The following is a 24,340-nucleotide window of genomic DNA, read 5'->3' as shown; positions in this document are numbered from 1 at the left end:
GCAAAGCACAAAATTAGACTGTTAAGTTTGCAACTTGTTAGTTGATAACTTTAAGTAATAACTTTAACCAATAAGAACTAAGCTATTTCAGCAGCCATTTCACAAAGTTTCACAACGGTTTTTAAATTTCTTGATGTAGCCGTTACAGCTAATTTCTTCTCTAAAAAGGTATTCGATAACTTAGTTTTTCCGTAGCCTTTAGGACAATGTAAATACACAAGTTTGCTACCTGTAACTAATTCTTCCTCTACTGTTAAATAGCTTTTTAGTGCATCTATACTTTCTGTTTTTACCTCATTAGACAAAAAGCTCAATATCACTTGGCTACCTTGTTCAGCAACTGAAATAGCTTTAAAAGGTAAGGCTTTTAAAGCATTAACTAACGTTTGTTGCGACAAAACTAAAACAGGTACGTTAAAGCCAAAATGTTTCTCAATAGCATTTTCAATGTTTTTAGCGAGCTCTTCCTCAGTAAAGTTATTACAACTAAAAACAACATTACCACTTTGAATATAAGTAGACACTTGGCTCAGGTTTAGTGATTGGTAAAGCGAAGCTAACTCCTTCATGTTCACTTTTTTTTGACCACTAACATTGATCCCACGTAATAAAGAAATATAAATCGACATAAATGAATGGCCTATAAAAGTGTTAAAGATAGAATGTAATGGTCAGCTTTATCATTCTAATCTCATATGAAAAATAACGAAAGGCAGACTTATTTAATTACATATGGCATGAGTAGCTCATTGCATTTCGTGTTTTATATCTTTTATCATTAAAACTACAAACCCAAACTAACATTTATCATAATGTTAGTTTGGGCTTAATGAAGTCTATAAAGGCTTTAACTCTTTCAGAAGCTGCGGACGATTTATAAAATACAGCATTCACCAACTCCCTTTCTGTACCTTCAATTCTATATGAATCTATCAATGAAATGAGTTTACCTGATGCGATATCTTGATTAACCATAAAACCAGATAAGCATGTTATACCACCTCCCGACAAAGCAAGCTGGCGAATGGTTTCTCCATTACTTGCCGTTATTGTTGGTGTAATTGTATCTAAGCCTCTAATCGGCCATTTATTAAGTGTTTTGATATTTGAAAAACCGATTAAGGTATGATTTTTCAGATCTATTGGTTTTTTAGGCAAGCCATTTTGTGCAATATATTGCGGAGATGCCACAATAAAAAGTGAGCTTTTTCCTAAAGTTTTAGCATGTAATGTTGAGTCATCTAATTTCCCTATTCTAATTGCTACATCGGTACGTTTTTCAATTAAATCGACGATTCCTTCATTAGAGTTAAGTTCAATTTCAATACTCGGGTAAGCCTTTTTAAAAGCATTTATATGAGGCGCTATTTGATGAAATATAAATGGGCTAACAGCATCAATACGTAACTTTCCTTGAGGGATCTTTGCTTTAACGGTTATATCTGCTTCTGCATTTTGAATGTGCTGAAGACCAATATTGACCGCATCAACAAATTTCTTACCTTCATCTGTCAGCATAACTCGTCTAGTGGTGCGAATTAAAATAGTTGCGCCCAGCTCTTTTTCTATTTTCGTTACCGAGCGTGATATACGAGCAACTTGAATATTTAATGCGTCAGCGGCAGCAGAAAATCCGCCAAACTCAACAACGGCTAATAAAAGCTCTAAATCATCTGATCTTGTTTTTAAATTCAAATTAACCCCGTTTATTACAATAGTATTTTGTAAGTAACACTGTTTATTGCAACAGTTTAGCAGGTAATAATTACGCCAACAAACAGAAGTAAGGGCTTTTTTAACTCCCTACTTCAAATCGCTGTATTAATTAAACTTGGAGATTATGATGCCACTAGCATTACTTGCACTAGCCCTCAGCGCTTTTGCGATTGGAACAACCGAATTTGTGATTGTTGGATTACTACCAACAATGGCACAAGACCTTAGTATATCAATCCCTTCAGCAGGCTTATTGGTTAGTCTATACGCATTAGGTGTAGCGATAGGTGCGCCAGTTTTAACTGCTTTTACAAGTAAATGGAATAGAAAAAACGTGTTGTTATCGGTTATGGGGTTATTTGTTATTGGAAACTTAGTCGCTTGGCAAGCACCTAGTTTTGAAGCATTAATTATAGCTAGAATACTTACAGGTTTGGCGCATGGCGTATTTTTCTCTATAGGCTCTACCATTGCCACAAGCTTAGTGCCAAAAGAAAAAGGAGCAAGTGCTATTGCTATTATGTTTACAGGCTTAACTGTTGCTTTAGTAACAGGGGTTCCATTAGGCACTTATATCGGTCAAGTTTTTGGTTGGGAAGCTACCTTTTTAATCGTATCTATTTTAGGTTTATTAGCCATGATTGGCAGCGCTATACTCGTTCCGAGCAATTTAAAGCAAGCTAAACCAACTAATCTTGCAGCACAGGTTAAGGTGTTAACACATCCAAGGTTACTATTAGTTTATGCGATCACAGCGATTGGCTATGGCGGGACATTTATTGCTTTTACGTACCTAGCACCCATTCTTAATGAAGTGACTGGCTTTGAATCTAGTTCAGTAGGTTTAATACTTTTAGTGTACGGTGTTTCCGTTGCTGTCGGAAATATATGGGGCGGAAAGATGGCGGATAATTTTGGCCCTATTAAAGCTTTAACAATAATTTTTTCAGGACTTGCTGGCATATTATTAGTCTTAAACTTTACCGCTTATAACCCAGTTGCCGCTGTGATAACTATTTTAGTTTGGGGAGCATTTGCTTTTGGCAACGTACCAGGCTTGCAAGTTTATATTGTGAAATTAGCTGAAAAATACACACCTGATGCGGTAGATGTTGCATCGGGCCTAAATATCGCCGCTTTTAATGTAGGCATTGCAATAGGGGCATGGGGAGGTGGTATTATTGTTAAAGAGCATGGTTTAATGAATACTCCTTGGGTTGGCGCTGTTGTTGTTTTAATAGCACTTATTTTAACACGTTTTAGTGGCCGTTTAGATCGAAAGGCGCACGTTATAAATTAGTTAAAACGTAGCCTAAACTTGAAGCTCTATTTTGATATATCAAAGCAGAGCTTCTTGCATCATATCTATAAAGATTTTTGGCTGTTATAGGCTCAAAGTTAGCATAGAGCGGTTTAAAAGCTACGAGAGCAATAAGCTTCACACAGTCTAATTTTCTGATGATTTAGTAAATGTTTGCTTAGGTTGTGAATTCAATCAGTCATGCATTGTATTTCAATCTCTTTTCTATTAACCGCTCAAACTTAATGTCGTTTAGTGATCAAATATATGTTATTGGGTAGCAACTCAGTGTTATTACCCATCTTTCAAATAAAGTTAACCCTTCCATAAAAAATTCAGTTTTATCGTTATATTTGATGATAAGTCAAAGAGTGGATCTAATAGACCGTCTATCTTTAATATAATTTCAAAATCTTTACTTATTGATAATATTAATAAAAATTAATATTTCCGTTAGTTCATTGTTACCCCTTTGTTATATCTCTGTGATTTCTTGTTATCACTTTCCTTATATCCTGCTCTAAACATTATTCATTTACTGAACGGGAATAACATGGTCATAAATAGAAGAAAAAAAATGAAGCGAACTCATCTTAGCGTGGTGTTAAGTACACTTTTTGCAGGGGCTTTACTTTCAACTAGTGCTTTAAGTTTTGCTGCTGACGAAATAGCGGAAAAAACGGTAGCTGACGATTACTTAAATTTAGGTACTGAACTGGGGGGAGATAAATACGATAACTTTTTTATTAACGACCGTAAAAAAATAGGCGCGCAAATATCTTCTTTTATCGTTCCTTTATTAGCTCCTGCACTTACACAACATGCTTATGTGTTACCACCTAACAAATGGCGAATCGATTTTTCACAACGCCATGCCTCTATTCGAGGTGAAGACTTTTTTGCTAACGGTAAATCAAACTTAGATACTTTTGGAGACTTTAAAGTTGATCGCCAACTAACCGATGTCGATTTATTTTATGGTTTCGATTTAAATAAAAAATACCTCCATGGTTTTACCGTTCGTTTAAATATTCCTTACAGAAATGTAGAAACCGACGGACAAATACATCCGAACGGCCAACCTTTTATTGGGTTAGAAAATGCGGGTAGCGATGCTCATATTGGCGATGTTGGTTTATTTTTAAAGAAGAAAGTATTAGACCAAGCTAACTCTGGTTTTGGTTTAGCGGTAGTGGGTGCGGTATTTTTACCAACAGGTAGTAACGAAGGTACTTTTGGTAGTAATGGCCGTATTAGTGCTTCGCGTCCGCAGCCACCTAATACAACAGTAGCCCAAGGTTTTGACGCACTGCAAAGAGCAAATGTTGAAAACGGTACATGGGGAGACGGTCGTTGTTTCTTCCGTAACTTTAATATTGATAATCGCGATGTATGTAATAACAACCCAGCATTTAGTGCTCCGGCTGCTGGCGTAAGCTCTTTTGCTCCGGGTGGCGCTAATGCAGACAATGCCTTTGTTGGTGATTTTCCTTTCAATAATGGTGTTTTTGGTCGCTTTTCTGGTGATGGTCGTTTACCCGCTATTTTACAATCAGGCACAGGTTCAACAAGTTACCTTGTAGGTGCTTTTCTTACTCGACAATTTGAAAGCAATAGCATTATTGGCCGAGGCGCATTACATGGTGGTTTCAGTCATAAATTTGTGTCAGAAAGCGATGGTATTGATCCAGGTGATTTAACTACGTATTTCACCAGTTTTGTTAAACCTATTTATAAAGATTACTTGTCGTTAGATTTCAGTTTAATTGCTTTTGACCAAGAAGAAGATTCTTACGCTGGTAGTATTCCAGAGCCTGAAATTCATCAATGTGATGCAAGCGATATTGGTGTAATAGGCAACTGTAGCGCTATTGGCGACGATGCCTTTATTTTTGAGTTACACGAACGTCCGCCTTTTTCTGGAGGCTTAACGGTGAATTTCGCACCTTCTATTATTTTTAGTCCAAGTCCAAATGTACGCATGACAGCGTCAATCATCAAACGTATTAAAGCACCTGATTTAGGTCCTGCTCCGGGCAGTATTTTCAGATTTGGTATTAGCGTTGGTCTATAGGCTACAAAAAATAATTACATAGGAATTAACATGAACACATCAAAATTTCAGGCGAAAAGCCATAAAGTAAAAAAAGCAGTTATTCGCGTAAGTATATTGTCGTTAGCGGTTGGTTTAGCGTCTTATGCTGTAGGTAAAAACTATATTTACACACCAGACGAACGAGCGGTGCCAATTAAAGGCGGATTTGTACAACCCGATATTTCGCAATATCGTTCACCGTTAGAAAGTAAAATAATAGATCGTACCTTTTATACCAATGAAGCAACCTTTATGGCAAACGAAGGTTTTAAAACGGGTATGGAAGGCTACAACGACATGGTTAAAGCGAGTTTCCCTGTTGCTTATAAACGTTCTTTTCAGTGGGTAACCGCGCGAGAAATGTATTTTTATGCACGCTATTTATTAGATTATGTCGGTGGCCGAGGTCATGCTGGCGTTCATATGGTGCATGGTCCTTATTGGAGCATGAAAGCTAAAAAACACAGTAACTTTAATAAATTAGTGCGTGATCGTGGCGAGCGTGAATTTTCAAATAAAGACGTATTACTTGGTTTTGACTTACCACTGGTATATCAACGTACTGGATTTCCTCGTGTATTTGAAGATATTCAACTGACTTACTTACAGTACGAATCTGTACAACCATTTTTTACGGGGCAATTAGATAATACCGACAGCTTTGAAGATCCTATGAGTGGTAAAAAAGGCGGTTGGGGCGTAGCCAATACCTTTTTAAATAACGAAGCTCATCGTTTCGATATTGATAAAATGAACACCACTTTTGATATGGGCGCATTAGGGCAATTTGTTAAGCGTAGAGCACAATGGGCTGATCGCTTTTATCAAGCAAATCATCAAGGCACATCGCATGCTTCAGCCGGTAAAGAAGTGTCTCTTGTGGGTAACGACGCTGAAGAAGGCTTACGTGGTTGGGGTTTAGCGGTGAGTGCTTTTAACGAAATGCTACAAGTTAAAGCCTCTATGTTTACCGACGGTGAAAACTTAATTGGGCTAAACACCGAAACTTACGATCCAAGTAAAGGCTTTAAATACTTACCTCATAAAGTTGAACCTAACCTTGTATGGATTGGCGATATTCCTGAGCGCGTATGGTCGTTAGACATTAAAGACGAAAGCAGCCAGTTATGGGATCAAGCTTCATGGATCTGGGCAACATCAGCTTATGCCGTAATGGTTGATCGTCGTAATAACTTATTTACCGACAATGCACCTGTAGATGGTGGCTTACTTGAAAAGAAAATGGGTAAAGTGGCGGAATCCTTAGGTAACGCCGTATTTAAAAATATTGTTGCTATGCATCTTAACGACAACGGTTTATTAACGTCGCAGTGGCATCCTGAATCAGGTAAAGGTACTGAAGTTTCGTTAAAAGACATGACAATGGCAATGGTAGCCTTACGCGATTTAGAAGAATCTTGGGACGGTATTGGTCGTTATAAAGAAGTAGCGGCACAAGCTAGAACGGTTATTAAAAACAATGCTGACTTTATTGTGAAAGTACAAAATGCAGATGGTAGCTTTAACAGTAGTTACAAGCATACAGGTGCAGCCTCAGGTGAAGCCAATGTAGCAACCGCTAACTGGGAAGCAGTACGTGCATTAATTGCGGCGTATCATTCTTTAGACGATAAAAAGTACCTTGAAGCAGCACGCTTAACTTACAACTTAATGAACAAAAAATATTGGGTTGCAGAGCATGGTGTTTACCGTAGTCATTTAAATCAAGACATAGCGACAGTAACACCGTATTCAGTAGGTATTACTATGGCTGCAATGCGCGAGGTTATGTTTACTACACCAACGTATTTGTTAGAAACACAAATAGAACAAATGACACGCTGGTGGGTACAAACCGTTGATCAAAGCGGTATGTTACTTTCAGAGCATCAATCAACAGGTGAAGTATTTACCGGTTACGGCACGGGCGACGACGATGCTGATGGCATTCCTTACGTGAGTAAAGGTCATGGTAAATATGGCTCTGCTCCGGTTATTGCTGGCGAAGTTAAAATTAATCTTTCTGTCGGTAATATGGCGACAAAAAACAGCACGTTTAATGCGTTAGAAGGTGATGTTCATCAACAAAGCTATCGTGTGCCTGTAGCCAATAACTACAAAGCTTCGCAACATAACTCGTTAGCTAATATTAAACCGGTAGCGATTACCGATCCTGTAGTAGACGGTTTAATGGAGCGTAATAGATTAACGCGAACCGATGGAACCATTATTCCACTACCTGCATCAAAACCGATTACTGAAGGTTTAGGCACAAAACTTAACCTTACAGGTAAGCAAATTTTTGAAGCGAACTGTATGTTATGTCATGGCGAACATGGTGAAGGTATTGACGGAAAACCGTTGAAGAACTTTATGAACTATCCTGCTATAGCGATGGAGTCGTTTGTAACTGCGGGTAATCACGGAGCTTCAATGCCACCATGGGGCGCAGGTAATAACGATAAAGTTGGCGGAGCGCTTACTAACGATGAAATTAAAAAGTTAGTCGGCTACGTACAGAGTGGATTATTCAAAAGTAACTACGCTAAAACACAAAAGGGTGAAGTGTTAAAAGACGCTAAAGCGAAAGATATTTGGTTTTATCTATCACGCGAGAACATCGCTAACAAAGGTAAAATGCCATTAGGCAATGCAGCAGCACAACGCTATATTCAGCAAATGGCAGATCCTAGTAAAATTAAAGCCGAAAGTTACGAGAATATTCGCCAATAGGTCAATAGAAAGTTATTTGAGGTGTATTGATTAGCCTCAGAAAGAGTAATGCCAGCTAACTAAGTTAGTTGGCATTAAATCACTACAAAGTATTCAGTGCTAATAGCATTGACTCAATTATTAAAAACTAACTGTTGTTATTAGACGTCTTCGTATAGAATTCGCCATGTAATTTTACTGACAAGTATTACAGGTTACTTATTTTTAAACGTAACGTTTAACTCGCGATATCTTCTTATCCCTTTCTCAAAATCACTATTTAAATTAAGAATACAAATGACTGATAAAACAATAGCAACTCACGATGGTAATTTTCATGCAGACGATGTATTTAGTGTCGCTGCACTTAAGTGCATTATTCCTTCTTTTAAATTGATACGTACGCGTGATTTAGACGTTATCGGCAAAGCTGATATTGTGATTGATGTAGGTGGCGAATATAACGCAGACGCAGGGCGTTTTGATCATCATCAACGTGGTGGTGCTGGCGCGCGTGAAAATGGTATTCCTTATTCATCATTTGGTTTGATTTGGCAAAAATACGGTTTAGAAATATGCCAAAATAATCAAGAAGTCGCTGATGCGGTTGATGCGGGTTTAGTGTCAACGATTGATGCTATTGATTGTGGTTATACTGAAGGTGTTGCGCAAGGTATTAGTCTTAGCCAAACCATTTCAATGTTTAACCCTACATGGCAAGAAGACAGTCATTTTGATACTTGCTTTGATGAAGCCGTTGAGTTTGCTGCGCGTATTTTAACGCGATTTATAGCGTCAGCTAGTGGTGGAATTAGCGCAAAAGATATTGTGGCGAAAGCGATTGAAAATGCAAAAGATCCACGAGTGATCGTGTTAGACAAATACACCCCATGGAAAAGAACTGTACATGCGCTATCTACAGAAGCGTTATATATGGTTTATCCGTCTCAATCGGGTCAGTGGCGCATTCAAACGGTACCGGTTGAACCAGGATCATTTGAAGATAGAAAATCGCTACCTGCACCTTGGGCTGGTTTATCGGGTGATGAGCTGAAAGAAGTAACGGGACTTAACGATGCTATGTTCTGTCATAACGGTTTATTTATTGCGGGTGCTGAATCTTTTGAAAGTACCATGAAAATGGCTTCTATCGCACTTAGCGCATAATAAACAGTAAGTATCGAATGTAAGAATAAAGCTGTATTTAATCAATTTGAATGATAAAAATTGTGCTAAATACAGCTGATTAGTTTTACGCGTTGATTTTCTAACTTCTTATCCGTTAATTGCCGCAGCCATCGATTTTTCAGCCACTTGTTCTAACCATTCAAAATCTATCGTTTGATGCGCTTCACAAATAAACCAAGGTTCGCGCGAATCGGGTTCTAGCATTACGCCATTGTCGATTAAATTCATGGCAAATTGCGTATATAAATCGCTGTTGGTTTTTTTCCAATCACGATAGTTTTGCGGTACGTTAGCGCCAAAATGCACACCAAACATAGCATTAGGTCCTGCGAAGCAATGCTCAACACCAAACTTAGTAAATACACGAGAAAGCAAGGCTTGAATTTTTTCGCCAACATGGTCGATAGTTGCTAGCGCATCGGTTTCTTTTAGTAAGGTTAACGTTGCTTTTGCTGCACTTAACGCCACCATATTTGCAGTATAAGTACCGCCATGTGTTACGCCATTTTTATCAAACGAAATTGCACTCATTACATCAGCGCGGCCACCAAAAGCAGCAACAGGATAACCATTACCCATAGCTTTTGCATAAGTGGTTATATCGGCATGTATGTTATATAAAGCTTGTACGCCACCTTTAGCTACACGAAAGCCCGTTTTAACTTCGTCCATAATTAATAACGAGCCATTACTGTCGCAAATATCACGTAGCTTTTGCATGTATTCTTGTGTTGATGCAATAGAACCACAGTTACCCATAATTGGCTCTATTAAAATAGCTGCAATATCGTTACCATGTTCTGCAAATACCGCATCAATCGCATCAAAGTCGTTTAGTGGTACGCTAACTTGATGTTCGCGTGTACTTTGTGGAATGCCTGCACCAAAAGGAATGATTTCGGGCGATTTGTTATCGCTTACTTCCCAGTTATCAACGTCTGATTTCCACATCACTTCATCGTGCAAACCATGAAATCCACCTTCAACTACAACAATTTTATTACGTTGAGTAAAACCACGCGCTGTACGTACTGCGCCAATTACCGCTTCAGTACCTGAGTTAGCAAAGCGCATTTGGTCAATGTTAGGGCAGAGCGACTTAACCAATTCAACAACGTCAGAATCAAGACCCGTAGAAAAACCAGAAATAGTGCCAATGTTAGTAATGGCATTTATTACTTCGTTATCCACACGTTCATCGCGGTAACCTAATATAATAGGCCCGTAAGCTAACCGAAAATCAACAAAAGTTTGCTCGTCGCAATCGGTAATCGTGCAGCCTTTCATGCTACTTAAAAATACGGTGTTATCTTCGCCCCAATATCTGTAACTATCGGCAACGCCTAAAGGCATATTTTGGTGTGCTCTTTTGAGCATAGCGGCACTATTGGGTTTGTGTGTTTTGGTCATAACAGGGTCCAATCTAAAGGATGGGTGTCAACAAAGGTTGTCGAAATTTATGGCGCAGATAATACAGGGATAGTAAGACAGCAGGAAGTGTTTGATACACTTTTTCTAAGTATAAAGTTGGGAAGTTAGTTATTTTGGCTCTGATAAATGACTTTGATCTTAATGGTGTTACTTCTTTGGAAATATTTTTTTATTGATAAGTTAACTATATTAAGTAGATATTTCAGGTTATTGTAATTGTGTACCATTTTAATTTTTTAGGACGATTGTACGATGTATTTGAAAACACAGGTGGAGGTTAAAGATATAAAGCTTAGTGGTACTTTAGATCAAACTATGGATAAACTATCAGTAAAGTTTTCTTTTGGTAGTGTTTTCTTTGAACTATTTGATTTAGAAAACAATGATGTTCACGATAGTCGAGGAAGCTTTCGTCTGACATATATTACAGAGCTTAATGTCCCAGAGGCACTAATTTCACTAATGGAAGCTTATTGCGATGGGAAACAACTTAAGCCAAATTATAAAGCCAGAGCAATCTCTATCGCTGACTTATCAATTAACGATGGACCAGAACAACCTCTTTCAATGTACCCAAAAAAATTAGAAATTTTTTTGTTAGATCAAATAGATAAAAATTCCAGTAGACTTAAGTCATTTGTATCTACATTAAGGTGGAGATTTAATATTGATACAAATATTAATCCTTGTTCACGTATAAACTCGTATTGCTCTAAGAATAAAAATACAGCTTGGAGACTTATAAAAAATTTAGAAGTTCGTAAATGTTATCTTAAGGATATCGCTATCCCAATTAATCTTGCTTTTTCTGAAGATACTCTAGAGCTTTCAGTAGCTGAAGATGGAGAGCCTACAGGGCATGAACTGTTAAGAGAAGCTAAAGAGATATCAAGTGTGAGTGTCAGGGCATCTTTAATTATGGGGATAGCTTCTGTAGAAGTTAGATTGAAAGATCTAATTAGTTCTCGTTCACCAAGTAGTGAATGGTTAATAAAATCAATTCCAAGTCCGCCAATTCCGAAAATAATTTCAAATTATTTACCAGAACTATTTGATGAGTATAAGGATGAGATACTGGCATTTAAGAAAACCAATCACTGTATATTGATATGTAAACAAATTGAGAAGAGAAATATTACATCGCATACAGGAGAGTTACCTCAAAGCATAGTTATTCATGAGCTTTTATATTCCGTTGAACAGTTTTTATGGTTTTGTGATTTTCTATCGGGTTTTGAATGGGCTAGAGAATATTTTGACGAAGAAGTATCAAATTGTTTTTCTAAATAAGGTTATATTTCAGGCATTAAAAAAGAGCTTTTACATAGTATATAGAAGCTCTTTTACTGTTCATGCTATTTAAAGATGAATCATTTCATGATAAGACTAGATTCAGATTTTTATAAACCAAAGGTACGAGATACAGAAAACACAACACGTGTGTCTGCGGTATCTATATTCATATTGGTGTCTTCAAGCGCGAGGTTAAAATCAAAACCTTTGTAGCTGCTCATGTATTCAAGACGAACGTGGTTGTAAGCTTCTTTACCATTCCATGCCCATTTGTTTTCATCACGTGAAGTTGAACGATCGAAACTGGCTCTAACGTTATGTCCTGGTGCAATTTCAAAGGTATGAGCAACCATGGCAATGTAGTGACCTACATCAAGACCAAAATAGTCCCAGCTGTACCAGAAGTTTAGCTCGGTGTCGCCCACAGATGAGTTATAACCAAATTTGGCATAAGCTTCAGGGTAGTTTAGTTCGTCTGCTCCTGAATAACCGTGGTAAGTGTAGTAAGCAATACCTGCATCAAGTCCTACTTTTTCGTTTAACTGAAAGTATTGACCGGCGTAAATATCCCATTCTAATTGAGTGTTATCTCCTCTACCAAAGTCTACGTTTGTTGCCCATGTTCCTGTGTAAAAACCACTGTCGTTTGAGTAATCTAAACTGGCTTGTAATGCTGGGCCATTGTCGCTGTTACTTACACCATTAAAAGTGTAGTCAGACGTTAGGTTAACAGTTGAAGAAACGTCAGCTAAGGCATTGGCAGATACTGCTAGTAAACAACTTGTTGCTAGTGTGATAATACTTTTTTTCATTAATTTAATTCTCATTTATTAAGTCACGTGTTCTATTTTGGTGAAATCGATTTTGTTTTCTTTCGGCGAGCTTTCTATTGCTGCTACTTCTTTGAATTTGGTAAATAAAATATAGCCAAAACAAGTAAAGAATAATCCGATAACTACAGCTCCAACCCATTGAATTTGTAAGAAATCTAATTTAAATAATAACGTGAGCAAGCTAAGTGCAACGAGGTTGCCTATTAAGTATTTCACTTTACCTATACGAGCAACGCCAATATTCAAATTGTCGGTATATAAACGCACTAATGAATCGAGTGAGTTGATCACAAAGGTAATACCCACAACAACCATGGCAATGTTATAGAAACCGGCTGTTTCTATGCCGTTTAAGTTGTAGTAGTACAATACGGTAAACCATATAGCAATTGGGATAGACGGAAATACCATCATAGCCACAAGTACTTGGTAGGTACGTAAACCACCCACAAAACGAGCCGTAAATTGGCCGATCATAATACTCCATGCAAACCACCAATAAAGGTAAAACTCGTGGTAGTCGTTCATAGGTAAAACAAATTCGTGAATGTTACCAAAGTAGCCACCTAGCATGGCAAAGGTGTTAGCAAATTCGCCGATGCTTGAGTTTTCACCAAGAAAAGCGCCACCCCACATTAATGCAATTAAGCCAAGAAAAAGCCAAGTAGTGGCTAAGCTTAAAATACGCACGTAGCGTATGTTGGTACTTGAATAAACAGCAAAGGCTATGACCAAGAAAACAATAGCGTAAAAGCTACCAATAATAGATTCGCCATCGCCAAGTTCTGGCATGTACCAAGGTAGGTTGATCAGTAATAAATTGGCGGTAAAGGCACAAGTACCTATGATGACAATGTTATTAATAATTTTAACCAAAGGGAGTTCAAAAAAGCGTACACGGGGTTCAAGTACGCAAAAGTAAAAACAGGTTAAAAAGTAAAAAGCCCATATAAGAAAAGCCCAAAAACCAAACTCTACCGCTAGCGGATTGGTGAACCCGTATTCAGGACTGGTAGCTAAATCGGCATAGCCAGCAAATTCGGTGAGCGGGAACATAATAAGTCCCACATCAAGTCCTGAAGTAAATAAAATAGCAATAAAGGTAAAGGTTCTTACTGGGGTTACGCCAACACAGCGAACATTTCCCCATCGGTATAATACAAAGATAATAGCAGCAAAGGTGAATAATATGCCTGCAGATAGCCAAGGTGTCATGATGAGCTCCTTGTTGTTGTTTTAATAAATTTAAAGATAATTTACTCCTGTTTTCTTTTTATAGTTAGAGTGTTCAGTACCGCCTTATTAGGCTTCAAATTTTAATTGTCGACGTCATCATAAAGCGCTATGCCGTCGATAATTAATGTCTGAATGAACACTCGCGATTCATGCTTAAATATTGTAAAACTTAGTTGGTTGTTCGTTTGGCAACAGCTGAACGTTGTTGTTCTTGCCAATTAGGTTCTATCGTTACCGCTGCTGTTGAGGGCGCAAGTAATTCTTTACCACGAATAATGTCGGCAGCGCGCTCAGCAACCATAATGGTAGGTGCATTTAAGTTACCGTTAGGAATGGTTGGGAAGATAGACGAGTCAACTACGCGTAGCCCTTCAATTCCATGAACTCGTGTTTGTGGGTCAACTACGGCCATGTTGTCTGTCCCCATTTTGCACGAACAAGAAGGGTGGTAAGCACTTTCAACAAATTGACGTACAAAGGTGTCTATTTCTTCATCGGTTTGAATATGTGTACCCGGTTGAATTTCTTCCCCTCGATATTCATCAAGGGCTTGTTGATTAATAATTTCGCGTGTTAGGCGTACACAAGCACGGAAGCCTTCTCGATCTGCTTCGTGTTCAAGGTAGTTAAATAAAATTTCTGGGTGCGCTGTAGGATCGGCTGAAACGGCTTTTATATGCCCACGACTTTTAGGTTTGTTATGGCCAATATGAACTTGAAAACCATGACCCGCAAAGGCTTCTTTACCGTCGTAGCGCATTGCTGCGGGCAAGAAGTGATATTGTAAGTCGGGCCATTCCACACTCGCTTTAGAGCGAATAAAACCACAAGATTCAAAATGGTTAGTGGCACCTAAACCTTTTTTAGTTAAAATCCAACGCACACCTATTTTTAATTTACTGAACCAATCTAGTTTGCCATTAAGGGTAATAGGGCGTTTACATTTAAATTGAAAATAAAACTCGAGGTGATCTTGCAGGTTTTGGCCAACACCGGGTAGATCGTGTTTTACTTCAATATTTGCCGCTTCAAGTGCCGCTTTAGGGCCTATGCCTGAAAGTTGTAATAAATGTGGAGAACCAATTGGGCCTGCAGATAAAACAACTTCTTTATTGGCTTTTACGTCAACTACTTTACCTTTGCGTTCGTATCTAACGCCAACGGCTTTTTTGCCTTCGAGTAGTACTTTATGTACTAATGCATGAGTAACAACGGTTAAGTTGCTGCGCGACATAGCAGGGCGTAAATATGCGTTAGCTGTTGAGCTACGCACACCGTTTTTAACGGTCATGTGCATTGGACCAAAGCCTTCTTGCTGTTCAGCGTTGTAGTCTTTGGTTTCAAAATAACCCGCTTCAACACCAGCATTAATAAAGGCTTTGTAAAGAGGGTTTTTCATTTGATTACCGTTGTTTACGCCAAGTGGGCCTGCTTTTCCACGGTATTCGTTTGCTCTGAAAGCCCAATCTTCAGATTTTTTAAAATAAGGTAAGCAGTGTGCATAATCCCACTCTTGTGCACCATGCTGTTGCCATTCATCAAAATCTTTTGCGTGTCCACGCACATAAACCATACCGTTGATTGAAGAAGAACCGCCTAATACTTTACCGCGAGGGCAGTGCATACGACGATTATCTAAAAATGGCTCAGGCTGCGTTTCAAATTGCCATGCATATTTTTTTGTGTTCATTGGAATAGATAAGGCTGTTGGCATTTGAATAAAAATACTTTTATCGCTACCGCCTGTTTCAATAAGCAATACAGTGTTGGTGCCGTCTTCACTTAAACGGTTTGCTAATACGCAACCCGCAGAGCCAGCACCTACAATAATGTAATCAAAATTTTCGCTATTCATTTAAAACCCGTTTTAATAATGTAAAGAAGTGGAGATTAAAACTTTTCTAATCTTTGTACCTTTAGCTGTATTTACTATGTAGCTGGCTAAAAGGGGCTATCAAGTTTTTGCATTCCTACATATACCGCTTTAATTTGGGTAAAATAGTTCAGTGTAGAAAGGCCGTTTTCTCTACCAATACCTGATTGCTTGTAACCGCCTACAGGCATTTGTGCTGGCGATGCGCCATAGCTGTTGATCCAACAAATTCCCGCTTCCATTTGATGTACAACACGATGAGCGCGCGTAATATCTTGGGTAAATACACCTGCGGCTAAACCAAATTCTGTGTTGTTAGCTCGGTTGATCACTTCTTCTTCATTTTCAAAAGTGAGTACACTCATTACTGGGCCGAAAATTTCTTCGCGGCAAATGGTCATGTCGTCAGTACAATCACCAAAAATGGTAGGTGCAGTAAAGTAACCATTAGGCGCGCTTTCTGGTTGAAGTGCTTTACCGCCGTGCAGTAATGTAGCGCCTTCTTTAATGCCAATGTCTATATAGCTTTGTACAAGCTTTTGATGCTTTTCAGAAATAAGTGCGCCAAAGTTGGTGTTAGGATCCATAGGATCACCAATCACAATGTTTTTGCTGGTGCGTTCAATCAATTTTTCAATAAAAACAGGGTATAAAGACTTTTGTACAAATACGCGAGTACCGTTTGTACATACTTCACCTTGGGTATAAAAGTTACCTAACATAGCGGCAGAAACTGCATTGTCGATGTCGGCATCATCAAAAATAATTAAGGGTGATTTACCGCCAAGTTCCATAGTGACATCTTTAAGTGTATTAGCTGAAGCCGTCATCACTTTTTTGCCTGTACCTACCTCGCCAGTAAAAGAAACTTTAGCTATTTCAGGATGATGAGTTAACCATGCACCGACTTCACCAGCACCTTGAACAACATTAAATACGCCGTTTGGTACACCTGCTTCAGTAAATATTTCAGCCAGTTTTAATGCGCCAAGTGGCGTTTCTTCTGACGGTTTAAAAATCATTACGTTACCGCAAGCTAGCGCAGGAGCTGCTTTCCAACAGGCGATTTGAAGAGGGTAGTTCCAAGCGCCAATACCAGCACAAATACCCAAAGGTTCGCGACGAGTGTAATAAAAATCGCCATCAACCGCTTGTTGATTGCCTTCAATACCCGGCGCTAATCCAGCAAAAAATTCAATAGAGTCAGCACCCGTTAATACATCAACTACTGAGGCTTCTTGCCATGGTTTACCTGTATCAAGTACTTCAATTTTGGCTAACTCGTCATTACGTTCACGCAATAAGGCTACGGCTTTTAATAAAATACGGCTACGTTCCATAGCGCTCATAGCAGACCAAGTAGCAAAACCGCGCTTAGCACTTGCTATCGCTTTTTCTTTCACTTGTTCATCGGCAATTTCAACTTGATAGATAACTTTTCCCGTTGCAGGGTTAATTACATCAAAGGTTTCACCATGAGTATTTTCAATATAAGTACCATCGACATAATTTTTGTAACGTATTAATGACAAGTAACATCTCCGTTTTCGTTAGTTTATTTGTTTATTTGAATGAGGGTATTTTACTCAGTTAAGTTGAGCGTCTATAAAGCTTTTACATAACTGCTCAGCTTGCTTAAATTCTTCATCTGGTTTTGGGCTTAAAGCACAACGTAACCAAAAACCATCTATCATCGCTGCTGTTTGTTTCGCTGCCTTTTTGGCAGCATTTTCATCTAATAACTGACGAAATGAAAAAAGCAGATTGCTGTATAAACGCTTACTATTGATATGCTGTAGTCTTTTCAACTTAGAGTCGTGCATCGACTCTGTCCAAAAGCTAAGCCATGTTTTTATTGCCGGAGTAGAACGTTGAAACGGCGTAAAGTTAGCTTCAATAATTATTTTAAGTCGTTCTGTTGCGCTAAGTTGCTGCGACGATATACGTTCAAGTAAAGCTAATTTTAGTTGTTCTAAAAGGTGCATAATCGTAGCTTCTATCAAGCCTTGTTTACCACCAAAGTAATGACTAATAATGCCAGAGGACAAGCCTGCAATACGGCTTATGGTGACTATAGTCGTACTTTGTAAGCCGTATTCACCTATTGATTCTAATGTAGCGTCGATGAGTTGTTGTTTACGTACAGGCTTCATTCCAACTTTGGGCATATGCTTCTTTCTTTTTTAATTGAACGTTCAATTAATATCTATTCTAATGGTTTTAGTTGTAATAATCAATTCGGGTTTTTAAAGAGGGAATTAACGGTTAACCTTATTTATTAAGGTTTTTGTGGGTTTTTATTACTGAGGAGTACGCTGAGTTACTACTGTTAGCTACTGAATATGTTTGTTATTTATGATTAAAGGTTAGAGTACTAATGATATTTTTAAAGAGGGATTTTTATGGGATTGTTAATAATCGTTAACGGCATTTAATGAATACCGTTAACGAGGTTTTATTTAGTTAATCGACAGTTACGGTATTCGCACTTTCAAGGTTTCCTGCAAAGTAATTTTGTACATTAGTAAGTGTTGTATCTGCAATTTTATTTAAAGCTTCTTTTGTAAAAAAAGCTTGGTGCCCTGTGATAATAACGTTAGGAAATGTTTGTAAGCGAGCGAAGACGTCGTCTTGAATAAAGGTATCTGATAAATCTTCAAAGAAAATGTCACTTTCTTCTTCATAAACATCAATACCTAAATAACCGATTTGTTTCAATTTAAGTGCTTTAATTATAGCAACGGTATCAACTAATCCACCCCGACTGGTATTAATGAGCATAACATTGGGCTTCATTGATTCAATTGCATGAGTATTGATCAAATGGTGGGTATCGGTCGTTAACGGGCAATGCAACGATATAATGTCGGATTGCGTTAATAGGGTTTGTAAGCTGGCTTGAGTGAAGTCGTCGTTAACATCTTGCTCTTTAAGAAACGGGTCGTACACCAGTACATTACAGCCGAAACCTTTCATTATTTTTACAAAGGCACGCCCGATTTTTCCTGCTCCTATTACGCCTACGGTTTTTCCATGTAGGTCGAAACCTAAAAGGCCATCAAGGGAGTAGTCGTTTTCGCGTATTCTGTTATGGGCTCGGTGTATATTACGATTTAAATCAAGTACTAAAGCACAAGCATGTTCTGCGACTGCGTATGGGGAATATTCAGGAACTCTACACACTGGAAGGTTAAGTGCTTTAGCCGCTTTTAGGTCTACGTTATTAAAGCCTGCACAACGTAGAGCTATTAATTGAACGCCTTGGTTTTTTAATTGTTCCAAAACCTCAGCATTAAGATTGTCGTTTACAAAGCAGCAAACCACATCAAAGCCTTGCGCCATGCTTGCTGTTTTTTCGTTTAGGTGCGATGAAAAGTATGATATTTCTAAATTTTTAGGGTTATTCAAACCGAAAAATTTTTCATCGTAAGGTTTGCTGCTATACATACATATTTTCATGCTATTTTAATCCTATAATTTACTGTTGTTATTTTGGGGCCAGTGCTGTTCTAAATATTCATAAGCTTCTATTGCGTTATCGACAATATGAAATATTTTAAGATCGGCTTCAGCTATAGCGCCTTGCTCAACTAAAAATTCAAAATTTATCAACTTGCTCCAGTAGTCTTTTCCTACGAGTACAATAGGGATTGGTTTTATTTTTTTAGTTTGTATTAAGGTTAGCGCTTCAAATAATTCGTCAAGGGTTCCAAAACCACCAGGGAAGGCAACTAAACCTTTTGCTCGTTTAAGAAAGTGAATTTTGCGTATAGCAAAATGGTCAAATTGAAAACACAGCTCAGGAGTAATGTAAGGATTAGGTTTTTGCTCAAATGGCAATACTATATTTAACCCGATACTTGTTCCGCCTATATCAGCAGCTCCGCGATTTGCAGCTTCCATGGCACCTGGACCTCCGCCAGTAACAACAACGAATTGTTTACCTTGATGTTGCAAAGAGAGTTCTGTAATTTTTTTACCTAATATTCGCGCTTCATTGTAATAATAACTGTGTTTTACTGCGTTTTCGGCAAGTTTACTTTTTTGCTGTTTAATCGCTGATTCAGGATCTTCAGATAATGCTTTACTGGCTTCTTCAAAAGCTGCCTTTGCTTTGTGTTCTTCAAGTATTCGTGCTCCACCAAAAATCACTACGGTTGATTCAATTTGGTTTTCTTTTAGAATTAAATCGGCTTTTAGCATTTCAAGCTGTAAACGCACTGCTTTTAAATCGTCGCGTAAAATAAAGTCGTTATCAGTGTAGGCTAAACGATAAGATTCGCTATCCATAATGGCTTGTCTTTGTGTTTCTAACTGTAGTGTTGGTGTTGCGCTATTGTTGTTTTCTTTATTGTTCATACTCAAACGTTATCTCGCTATTAACTATAAGGAAGAGGCTATCTTTTTAACTCTCTAATTATAATCAGTGTATTAGATTATTAGAGCGGTTGCTCTGAATTTGGTATGTTTTTATTTTCTATAACATCTTCTTTAGAAAAATATTGCACCGTGGTACAAGCAACAATATCGCCAAGTACGTTGATAGAGGTTCGGCACATGTCGAGTATGCGGTCTACACCCAAAATAATCGCGATACCGGCTGCTGGAATACCAACACCTTCTAACACCATACTTAAAATAATAATGCCAGCGCCGGGAGTAGCTGGTGAACCGATTGATGCGGCAACCGACATGGTGATAATAAATAAGTAGCTCGACAAGCTAAGATCGACATTAAACACTTGTGCAAGAAATACTGTTGCAACGCCTTGATACATGGCTGTACCTGTCATATTGATGGTGGCGCCCAGTGGTACTAAAAATCGTGATATTTCGGGTTTAATGTTTAGCTTTTCTTCAGCAACTTTTAGAGATATTGGCATAACAGCGGCTGAACTACTGGTTGAAAATGCAAGCAATAATAATTCTCTAACGTTAACGAAAAATAGGCTGAATTTTTGTTTAGTGGTTATTTTAGCCACAATAAAGTAAAAGCAGGCAACCAGTAATAAGCCTATTACTACCGTTAATACGTAAACGGCTATACCGCCGAGAACTTCTACGCCAAGGTTGGCAACTAAGCGAGTAATTAAACCAAAAACAGCTAAAGGCGCTAATAACATCGCCCAAGACACAATACGTAAACTCACTTCTTGAAGTGCGCTAAGTAGATCAAATAAGGGTTTAGATTGTTTTGCAGGAATAGATAATAAAGCCGCACCGAGTACAGCTGAAAAGAGTATAACTTGTAACATTTCGCCTGAGGCCATAGAAGCTAACGGATTTTTAGGAATAAGGCCTGAAACTTTACTCGGTAAGTCTGCCATAGACGGGAAGCCTTTGGCTGCTACATTTGCAACTTGGTCAGTTCCTGCTTCCATTAACGCTGAGGCATCAACAAAATTACCCGGTTGAATATTTAATGCTAAGGCAATACCTATGATGGCAGCTAATGCGGTTGAAAACATAATGAAAAGAATTGCGATTACGCCATTTTTCTTCATTGCGTCGGGATTATTGTTTGCTGCTAAGCCGAGCACGATTGAAGCAAGTACAAGCGGTACAACAATCATTTGAATGATAGCTAAAAACACTTGGCCAGGCAGGGCAAGCCATGAGGTAATATTTTTTACTGTGTCAGCTGAAAGTAAACCGAGATCTGGCCCTAAGAGAATACCTGCAATTACACCAAGGGCGAGTGCAAATAATACTTTTAACCAAAGGCGTCCTCTAACCATATTTTCAAACTGATTTGAAAGATTTTTTAGTGGGTTCGAAAACTTAGTATTCATTGTAAAGTCCGTGTTTAGTTAATGAAAAACAATTGCTAATTTGAACAAATTAATGGGAAAAATGTTTTAAGGTTAGGCAATAAAACGGTGCCTTATAAAATAAAGCACCGTTGGTCTATTGAGTTATCTTATTACTTAATATGAGTAGTATATTAAGCGAATATGAACTGAATTAGCTTGATCTGAGATAAGGTCTTGTTAACTTTATTATAAGCCGCTCGACCTTATCAGCTATTCAGTTTTTACCCGTTACTAACATCTTCAAACTCAGCGTCAATTACATCTTCATTTACAATATCGTTGGCAGCACTGTTTTCACTTTGTGCATGTTCAGCTTGTTGTGTTTGCGCTTGCATAACTTTACTGTAAGCCTCTTGTAATGCATTTTTTCGCATTTCAATTGCTGCTTTATCATTGCCATTAACTGCCATTTTTAGTTGTTCAATTAATGTTTTAAGCTCTGTTTGCTGATCTTCAGCTAAACTTGTCATCGAGGTTTGCACGGTATGAATTAATTGATCTGCTTGGTTGCGTTGCTCAACTAACTCGCGTTTTTGTTTGTCTTCAGCTGCGTGTTTTTCGGCATCTTCTACCATGCTGTTAATTTCATCTTCGCTTAAACCACTTGATGCGGTAATTTTAATACTTTGCTCCTTACCTGTAGCTTTGTCTTTAGCCGATACATTTAAAATACCATCTGCATCAATATCAAAGGTTACTTCAACTTGTACAGAGCCACGTGGACCTTGCTTAATATCCGTTAAGTTAAATTGACCTAACGATTTATTATCGCTTGCCATTTCGCGTTGGCCTTGCAATACATGCACGGTTACCGCTGCTTGGTTGTCTTCAGCTGTAGAGAAGGTTTCAGAAGCACGTGTTGGTATAGTGGTATTTTTTTCAATAAGCTTGGTCATTACACCGCCTAAGGTTTCAATACCTAGCGATAGTGGTGTTACATCAAGCAATAACACATCGCCAACCGTTCCTGATAACACACCCGCTTGAATGGCTGCACCTATGGCAACGGCTTCGTCTGGGTTTACATCTTTACGTGGTTCTTTGCCAAAAAAGCTTTTAACGGCTTCTTGTACTTTTGGCATACGTGTTTGACCACCCACCAAAATAACTTCGCTAATATCACCTTTACTTATACCAGCATCTTTTAACGCTTGCTCACATGGCGCTATGGTACTTTTTACTAAGTCTTCTACTAATGACTCTAATTTAGTACGTGTAACTTTTACGTTTAAATGTTTAGGGCCACTTGCATCTGCAGTTATGTACGGTAAATTTACGTCGGTTTGCATAGCTGATGATAATTCAATTTTCGCTTTTTCAGCTGCTTCTTTAATACGCTGTAAAGCTAAAGAATCTTCGTGCACATCAATACCGCTTTCTTTTTTAAACTCATCTGCAAGGTAATTAATCAGGCGTAAATCAAAATCTTCACCACCTAAAAAGGTATCACCGTTAGTGGCTAATACTTCAAATTGTTTTTCGCCGTCTACATTGGCTATTTCAATAATCGATACATCGAATGTTCCGCCACCTAAATCGTAAACGACAACTTTTTGGTCGGCTTTACTGTTTTTATCAACGCCGTAAGCTAATGCTGCTGCGGTTGGTTCGTTAATAATACGTTTTACGTTAAGGCCGGCAATTTTACCTGCATCTTTCGTTGCTTGGCGTTGCGAGTCGTTAAAGTAAGCGGGTACGGTAATAACGGCATCGGTTACTGTTTCCCCTAAATAAGCTTCAGCATCTTTTTTCAGTTTACGTAAAATTTGCGCTGATACTTCTTGTGGCGATAACGCTTTGCCGTTTACTTCAACCCAAGCATCGCCGTTGTCTGCTTTTATGATTTTATAAGGGGCTAATTTAATATCTTTTTGCACTTCTTTATCATCAAACTTACGACCAATTAATCGCTTAATAGCGAATAAGGTGTTTTTTGAGTTTGTTACTGCTTGTCTTTTGGCTGGTTGGCCAGCTAAGGTTTCGTTATTTGCATAAGCAACAATAGAAGGGGTTGTACGGCTACCTTCTGCGTTTTCAATAATTCGTGCTTTGCCGCCTTCCATAACTGCTACACATGAGTTTGTTGTACCTAAGTCAATACCAATTGTTTTAGTCATAATAATCACCTGTTACTTTGAAAGTATTTAATAAAAAGTCTTATGCTTTTGGTAATGTCCAAATCAGCACGTTGACCCGATAAACAACCTTGTATAAATCTACTGTTATACAAGGCTGCTTGGTTAGTGAAGCTATAATAGGGGAGCTGGAGAAATGCTTCTGTCACAAAAGTGACAGAAGTGTGATTTTTTATTATTTACTGAGGTTTACTGAAATTTATTAACTTACTAACTATTTATAATCTAATTGTTCGGCTATTGCCTCTATCTCAATAAGTAGCTCAGGACTAGCCAATGAACTAACGCCTACTCCTGTTAAGGCGGGTAGAGATTTTTGGGTATATTCGTAGAGAACAGAACCTAGTTCTTCTAAATGTTCAGCTACTTCTCCACGGACATAAACACGTAATTGTAAAATCTTATCTAAAGAAGAGTTTGATGCGTGTAAAACCTTTTTTAGGTTTTCCATAGCAGCTTGTGTTTGTCCTTTTATGGTATTGCTCGATATTTTATGTTCAATTGACCAGTCTACTTGCCCAGAAACAAAGACAAGCCCTAACTTAGTCGATATGGTGGCTTGAGACATTCCGTTAGGAGTGCAATCGTAAAGGGAGTTGGGATTTATTTTTAGTATGTTCATTTGATTTCCTAAGTGTTTTTTAGAGAAAATAAAAATACGCTATAGTTCATGCTAGAGATACCAAGATGGAGTTGTAGTGGTTACAAGGTGTAG

18 protein-coding genes are annotated in these 24,340 nt (G+C 38.2%); 5 read left to right on the top strand and 13 right to left on the bottom strand.

The genetic code is table 11. The features are described 5' to 3' along the window. Positions 1–77: 77 nt before the first annotated feature. Both B0X80_RS05090 and B0X80_RS05085 read right to left on the bottom strand, forming a co-directional pair. Positions 78–629 carry a DUF1697 domain-containing protein gene (locus B0X80_RS05090; protein WP_077338711.1) on the bottom strand — a complete coding sequence of 184 codons (552 nt, stop codon included), beginning with the start codon at positions 627–629 and terminating at the stop codon, positions 78–80. Between the two features lie 178 nt (positions 630–807). Continuing rightward, the gene (locus B0X80_RS05085) at positions 808–1,695 is read right to left on the bottom strand and encodes a LysR family transcriptional regulator (protein ID WP_077338710.1); all 888 of its coding nucleotides are present in this window, start codon (positions 1,693–1,695) and stop codon (positions 808–810) included. A 148-nt stretch (positions 1,696–1,843) separates the two neighbouring features. On the opposite strand from B0X80_RS05085, the gene B0X80_RS05080 reads away from it, so the two are divergent. The 4 genes from B0X80_RS05080 (at position 1,844) to B0X80_RS05065 (ending at position 8,990) form a co-directional block, all read left to right on the top strand. Beyond that, the gene (locus B0X80_RS05080; protein ID WP_077338709.1) at positions 1,844–3,016 is read left to right on the top strand and encodes an MFS transporter; all 1,173 of its coding nucleotides are present in this window, start codon (positions 1,844–1,846) and stop codon (positions 3,014–3,016) included. Positions 3,017–3,593: 577 nt separating this feature from the next. After that, entirely contained in the window at positions 3,594–5,090 is a 1,497-nt protein-coding gene (locus tag B0X80_RS05075; protein ID WP_077338708.1) for a hypothetical protein, read from the top strand. A 30-nt stretch (positions 5,091–5,120) separates the two neighbouring features. After that, the gene (locus tag B0X80_RS05070) at positions 5,121–7,844 is read left to right on the top strand and encodes a c-type cytochrome (protein WP_077338707.1); all 2,724 of its coding nucleotides are present in this window, start codon (positions 5,121–5,123) and stop codon (positions 7,842–7,844) included. A gap of 276 nt (positions 7,845–8,120) precedes the next feature. Next, positions 8,121–8,990, top strand: coding sequence for an MYG1 family protein (locus B0X80_RS05065; protein WP_077338706.1), 870 nt, complete (start codon positions 8,121–8,123; stop codon positions 8,988–8,990). Between the two features lie 108 nt (positions 8,991–9,098). On the opposite strand, the gene B0X80_RS05060 is transcribed toward B0X80_RS05065, so the two are convergent. Next, positions 9,099–10,421 carry an aspartate aminotransferase family protein gene (locus B0X80_RS05060; protein ID WP_077338705.1) on the bottom strand — a complete coding sequence of 441 codons (1,323 nt, stop codon included), beginning with the start codon at positions 10,419–10,421 and terminating at the stop codon, positions 9,099–9,101. 273 nt (positions 10,422–10,694) lie between these two features. Between B0X80_RS05060 and B0X80_RS05055 the strand changes: the two genes are divergently transcribed. After that, positions 10,695–11,732, top strand: coding sequence for a hypothetical protein (locus B0X80_RS05055; protein ID WP_077338704.1), 1,038 nt, complete (start codon positions 10,695–10,697; stop codon positions 11,730–11,732). 110 nt (positions 11,733–11,842) lie between these two features. Here the strand turns inward: B0X80_RS05055 and B0X80_RS05050 are convergent, their stop codons facing one another. From B0X80_RS05050 to B0X80_RS05005, 10 genes are all read right to left on the bottom strand, one after another. Beyond that, entirely contained in the window at positions 11,843–12,547 is a 705-nt protein-coding gene (locus tag B0X80_RS05050; RefSeq protein WP_077338703.1) for a TorF family putative porin, read from the bottom strand. Positions 12,548–12,565: 18 nt separating this feature from the next. After that, entirely contained in the window at positions 12,566–13,783 is a 1,218-nt protein-coding gene (locus B0X80_RS05045) for a BCCT family transporter (RefSeq protein WP_077338702.1), read from the bottom strand. A gap of 190 nt (positions 13,784–13,973) precedes the next feature. Continuing rightward, entirely contained in the window at positions 13,974–15,659 is a 1,686-nt protein-coding gene (betA, locus tag B0X80_RS05040; protein ID WP_077338701.1) for a choline dehydrogenase, read from the bottom strand. A gap of 86 nt (positions 15,660–15,745) precedes the next feature. Continuing rightward, positions 15,746–17,209, bottom strand: coding sequence for a betaine-aldehyde dehydrogenase (gene betB, locus B0X80_RS05035; protein WP_077338700.1), 1,464 nt, complete (start codon positions 17,207–17,209; stop codon positions 15,746–15,748). Positions 17,210–17,263: 54 nt separating this feature from the next. After that, positions 17,264–17,845, bottom strand: coding sequence for a transcriptional regulator BetI (gene betI / locus B0X80_RS05030; RefSeq protein ID WP_077338699.1), 582 nt, complete (start codon positions 17,843–17,845; stop codon positions 17,264–17,266). Positions 17,846–18,140: 295 nt separating this feature from the next. Next, positions 18,141–19,136 (bottom strand): 2-hydroxyacid dehydrogenase, encoded by a 996-nt coding sequence (locus B0X80_RS05025; protein WP_077338698.1) that lies wholly within the window; start codon positions 19,134–19,136, stop codon positions 18,141–18,143. Positions 19,137–19,148: 12 nt separating this feature from the next. After that, positions 19,149–20,036 carry an LOG family protein gene (locus B0X80_RS05020; protein WP_077338697.1) on the bottom strand — a complete coding sequence of 296 codons (888 nt, stop codon included), beginning with the start codon at positions 20,034–20,036 and terminating at the stop codon, positions 19,149–19,151. Between the two features lie 80 nt (positions 20,037–20,116). Further along, positions 20,117–21,469: a dicarboxylate/amino acid:cation symporter gene (locus B0X80_RS05015; RefSeq protein ID WP_077338696.1), complete on the bottom strand. Its 1,353-nt coding sequence runs from the start codon at positions 21,467–21,469 to the stop codon at positions 20,117–20,119. Between the two features lie 242 nt (positions 21,470–21,711). Further along, on the bottom strand, positions 21,712–23,607 hold the full coding sequence (gene dnaK, locus B0X80_RS05010; protein WP_077338695.1) for a molecular chaperone DnaK: 1,896 nt from the start codon (positions 23,605–23,607) through the stop codon (positions 21,712–21,714). A gap of 232 nt (positions 23,608–23,839) precedes the next feature. Next, positions 23,840–24,247: a RidA family protein gene (locus B0X80_RS05005; RefSeq protein ID WP_077338694.1), complete on the bottom strand. Its 408-nt coding sequence runs from the start codon at positions 24,245–24,247 to the stop codon at positions 23,840–23,842. Between the last annotated feature and the right edge of the window lie 93 nt (positions 24,248–24,340).

The sequence above is a fragment of the Pseudocolwellia agarivorans genome (assembly GCF_002000085.1).
Classification (GTDB): domain Bacteria; phylum Pseudomonadota; class Gammaproteobacteria; order Enterobacterales; family Alteromonadaceae; genus Pseudocolwellia; species Pseudocolwellia agarivorans.
This window is presented reverse-complemented; position numbering and strand designations above follow the sequence as displayed.

Coding starts and splice junctions, on each gene's coding strand:
- B0X80_RS05090 (WP_077338711.1), bottom strand. CDS start 629: ATGTCGATTTATATTTCTTTATTACGTGGGATCAATGTTAGTGGTCAA.
- B0X80_RS05080 (WP_077338709.1), top strand. CDS start 1,844: ATGCCACTAGCATTACTTGCACTAGCCCTCAGCGCTTTTGCGATTGGA.
- B0X80_RS05075 (WP_077338708.1), top strand. CDS start 3,594: ATGAAGCGAACTCATCTTAGCGTGGTGTTAAGTACACTTTTTGCAGGG.
- B0X80_RS05070 (WP_077338707.1), top strand. CDS start 5,121: ATGAACACATCAAAATTTCAGGCGAAAAGCCATAAAGTAAAAAAAGCA.
- B0X80_RS05065 (WP_077338706.1), top strand. CDS start 8,121: ATGACTGATAAAACAATAGCAACTCACGATGGTAATTTTCATGCAGAC.
- B0X80_RS05060 (WP_077338705.1), bottom strand. CDS start 10,421: ATGACCAAAACACACAAACCCAATAGTGCCGCTATGCTCAAAAGAGCA.
- B0X80_RS05055 (WP_077338704.1), top strand. CDS start 10,695: ATGTATTTGAAAACACAGGTGGAGGTTAAAGATATAAAGCTTAGTGGT.
- B0X80_RS05050 (WP_077338703.1), bottom strand. CDS start 12,547: ATGAAAAAAAGTATTATCACACTAGCAACAAGTTGTTTACTAGCAGTA.
- B0X80_RS05045 (WP_077338702.1), bottom strand. CDS start 13,783: ATGACACCTTGGCTATCTGCAGGCATATTATTCACCTTTGCTGCTATT.
- betA (WP_077338701.1), bottom strand. CDS start 15,659: ATGAATAGCGAAAATTTTGATTACATTATTGTAGGTGCTGGCTCTGCG.
- betI (WP_077338699.1), bottom strand. CDS start 17,845: ATGCCCAAAGTTGGAATGAAGCCTGTACGTAAACAACAACTCATCGAC.
- B0X80_RS05025 (WP_077338698.1), bottom strand. CDS start 19,136: ATGAAAATATGTATGTATAGCAGCAAACCTTACGATGAAAAATTTTTC.
- B0X80_RS05020 (WP_077338697.1), bottom strand. CDS start 20,036: ATGAACAATAAAGAAAACAACAATAGCGCAACACCAACACTACAGTTA.
- B0X80_RS05015 (WP_077338696.1), bottom strand. CDS start 21,469: ATGAATACTAAGTTTTCGAACCCACTAAAAAATCTTTCAAATCAGTTT.
- dnaK (WP_077338695.1), bottom strand. CDS start 23,607: ATGACTAAAACAATTGGTATTGACTTAGGTACAACAAACTCATGTGTA.
- B0X80_RS05005 (WP_077338694.1), bottom strand. CDS start 24,247: ATGAACATACTAAAAATAAATCCCAACTCCCTTTACGATTGCACTCCT.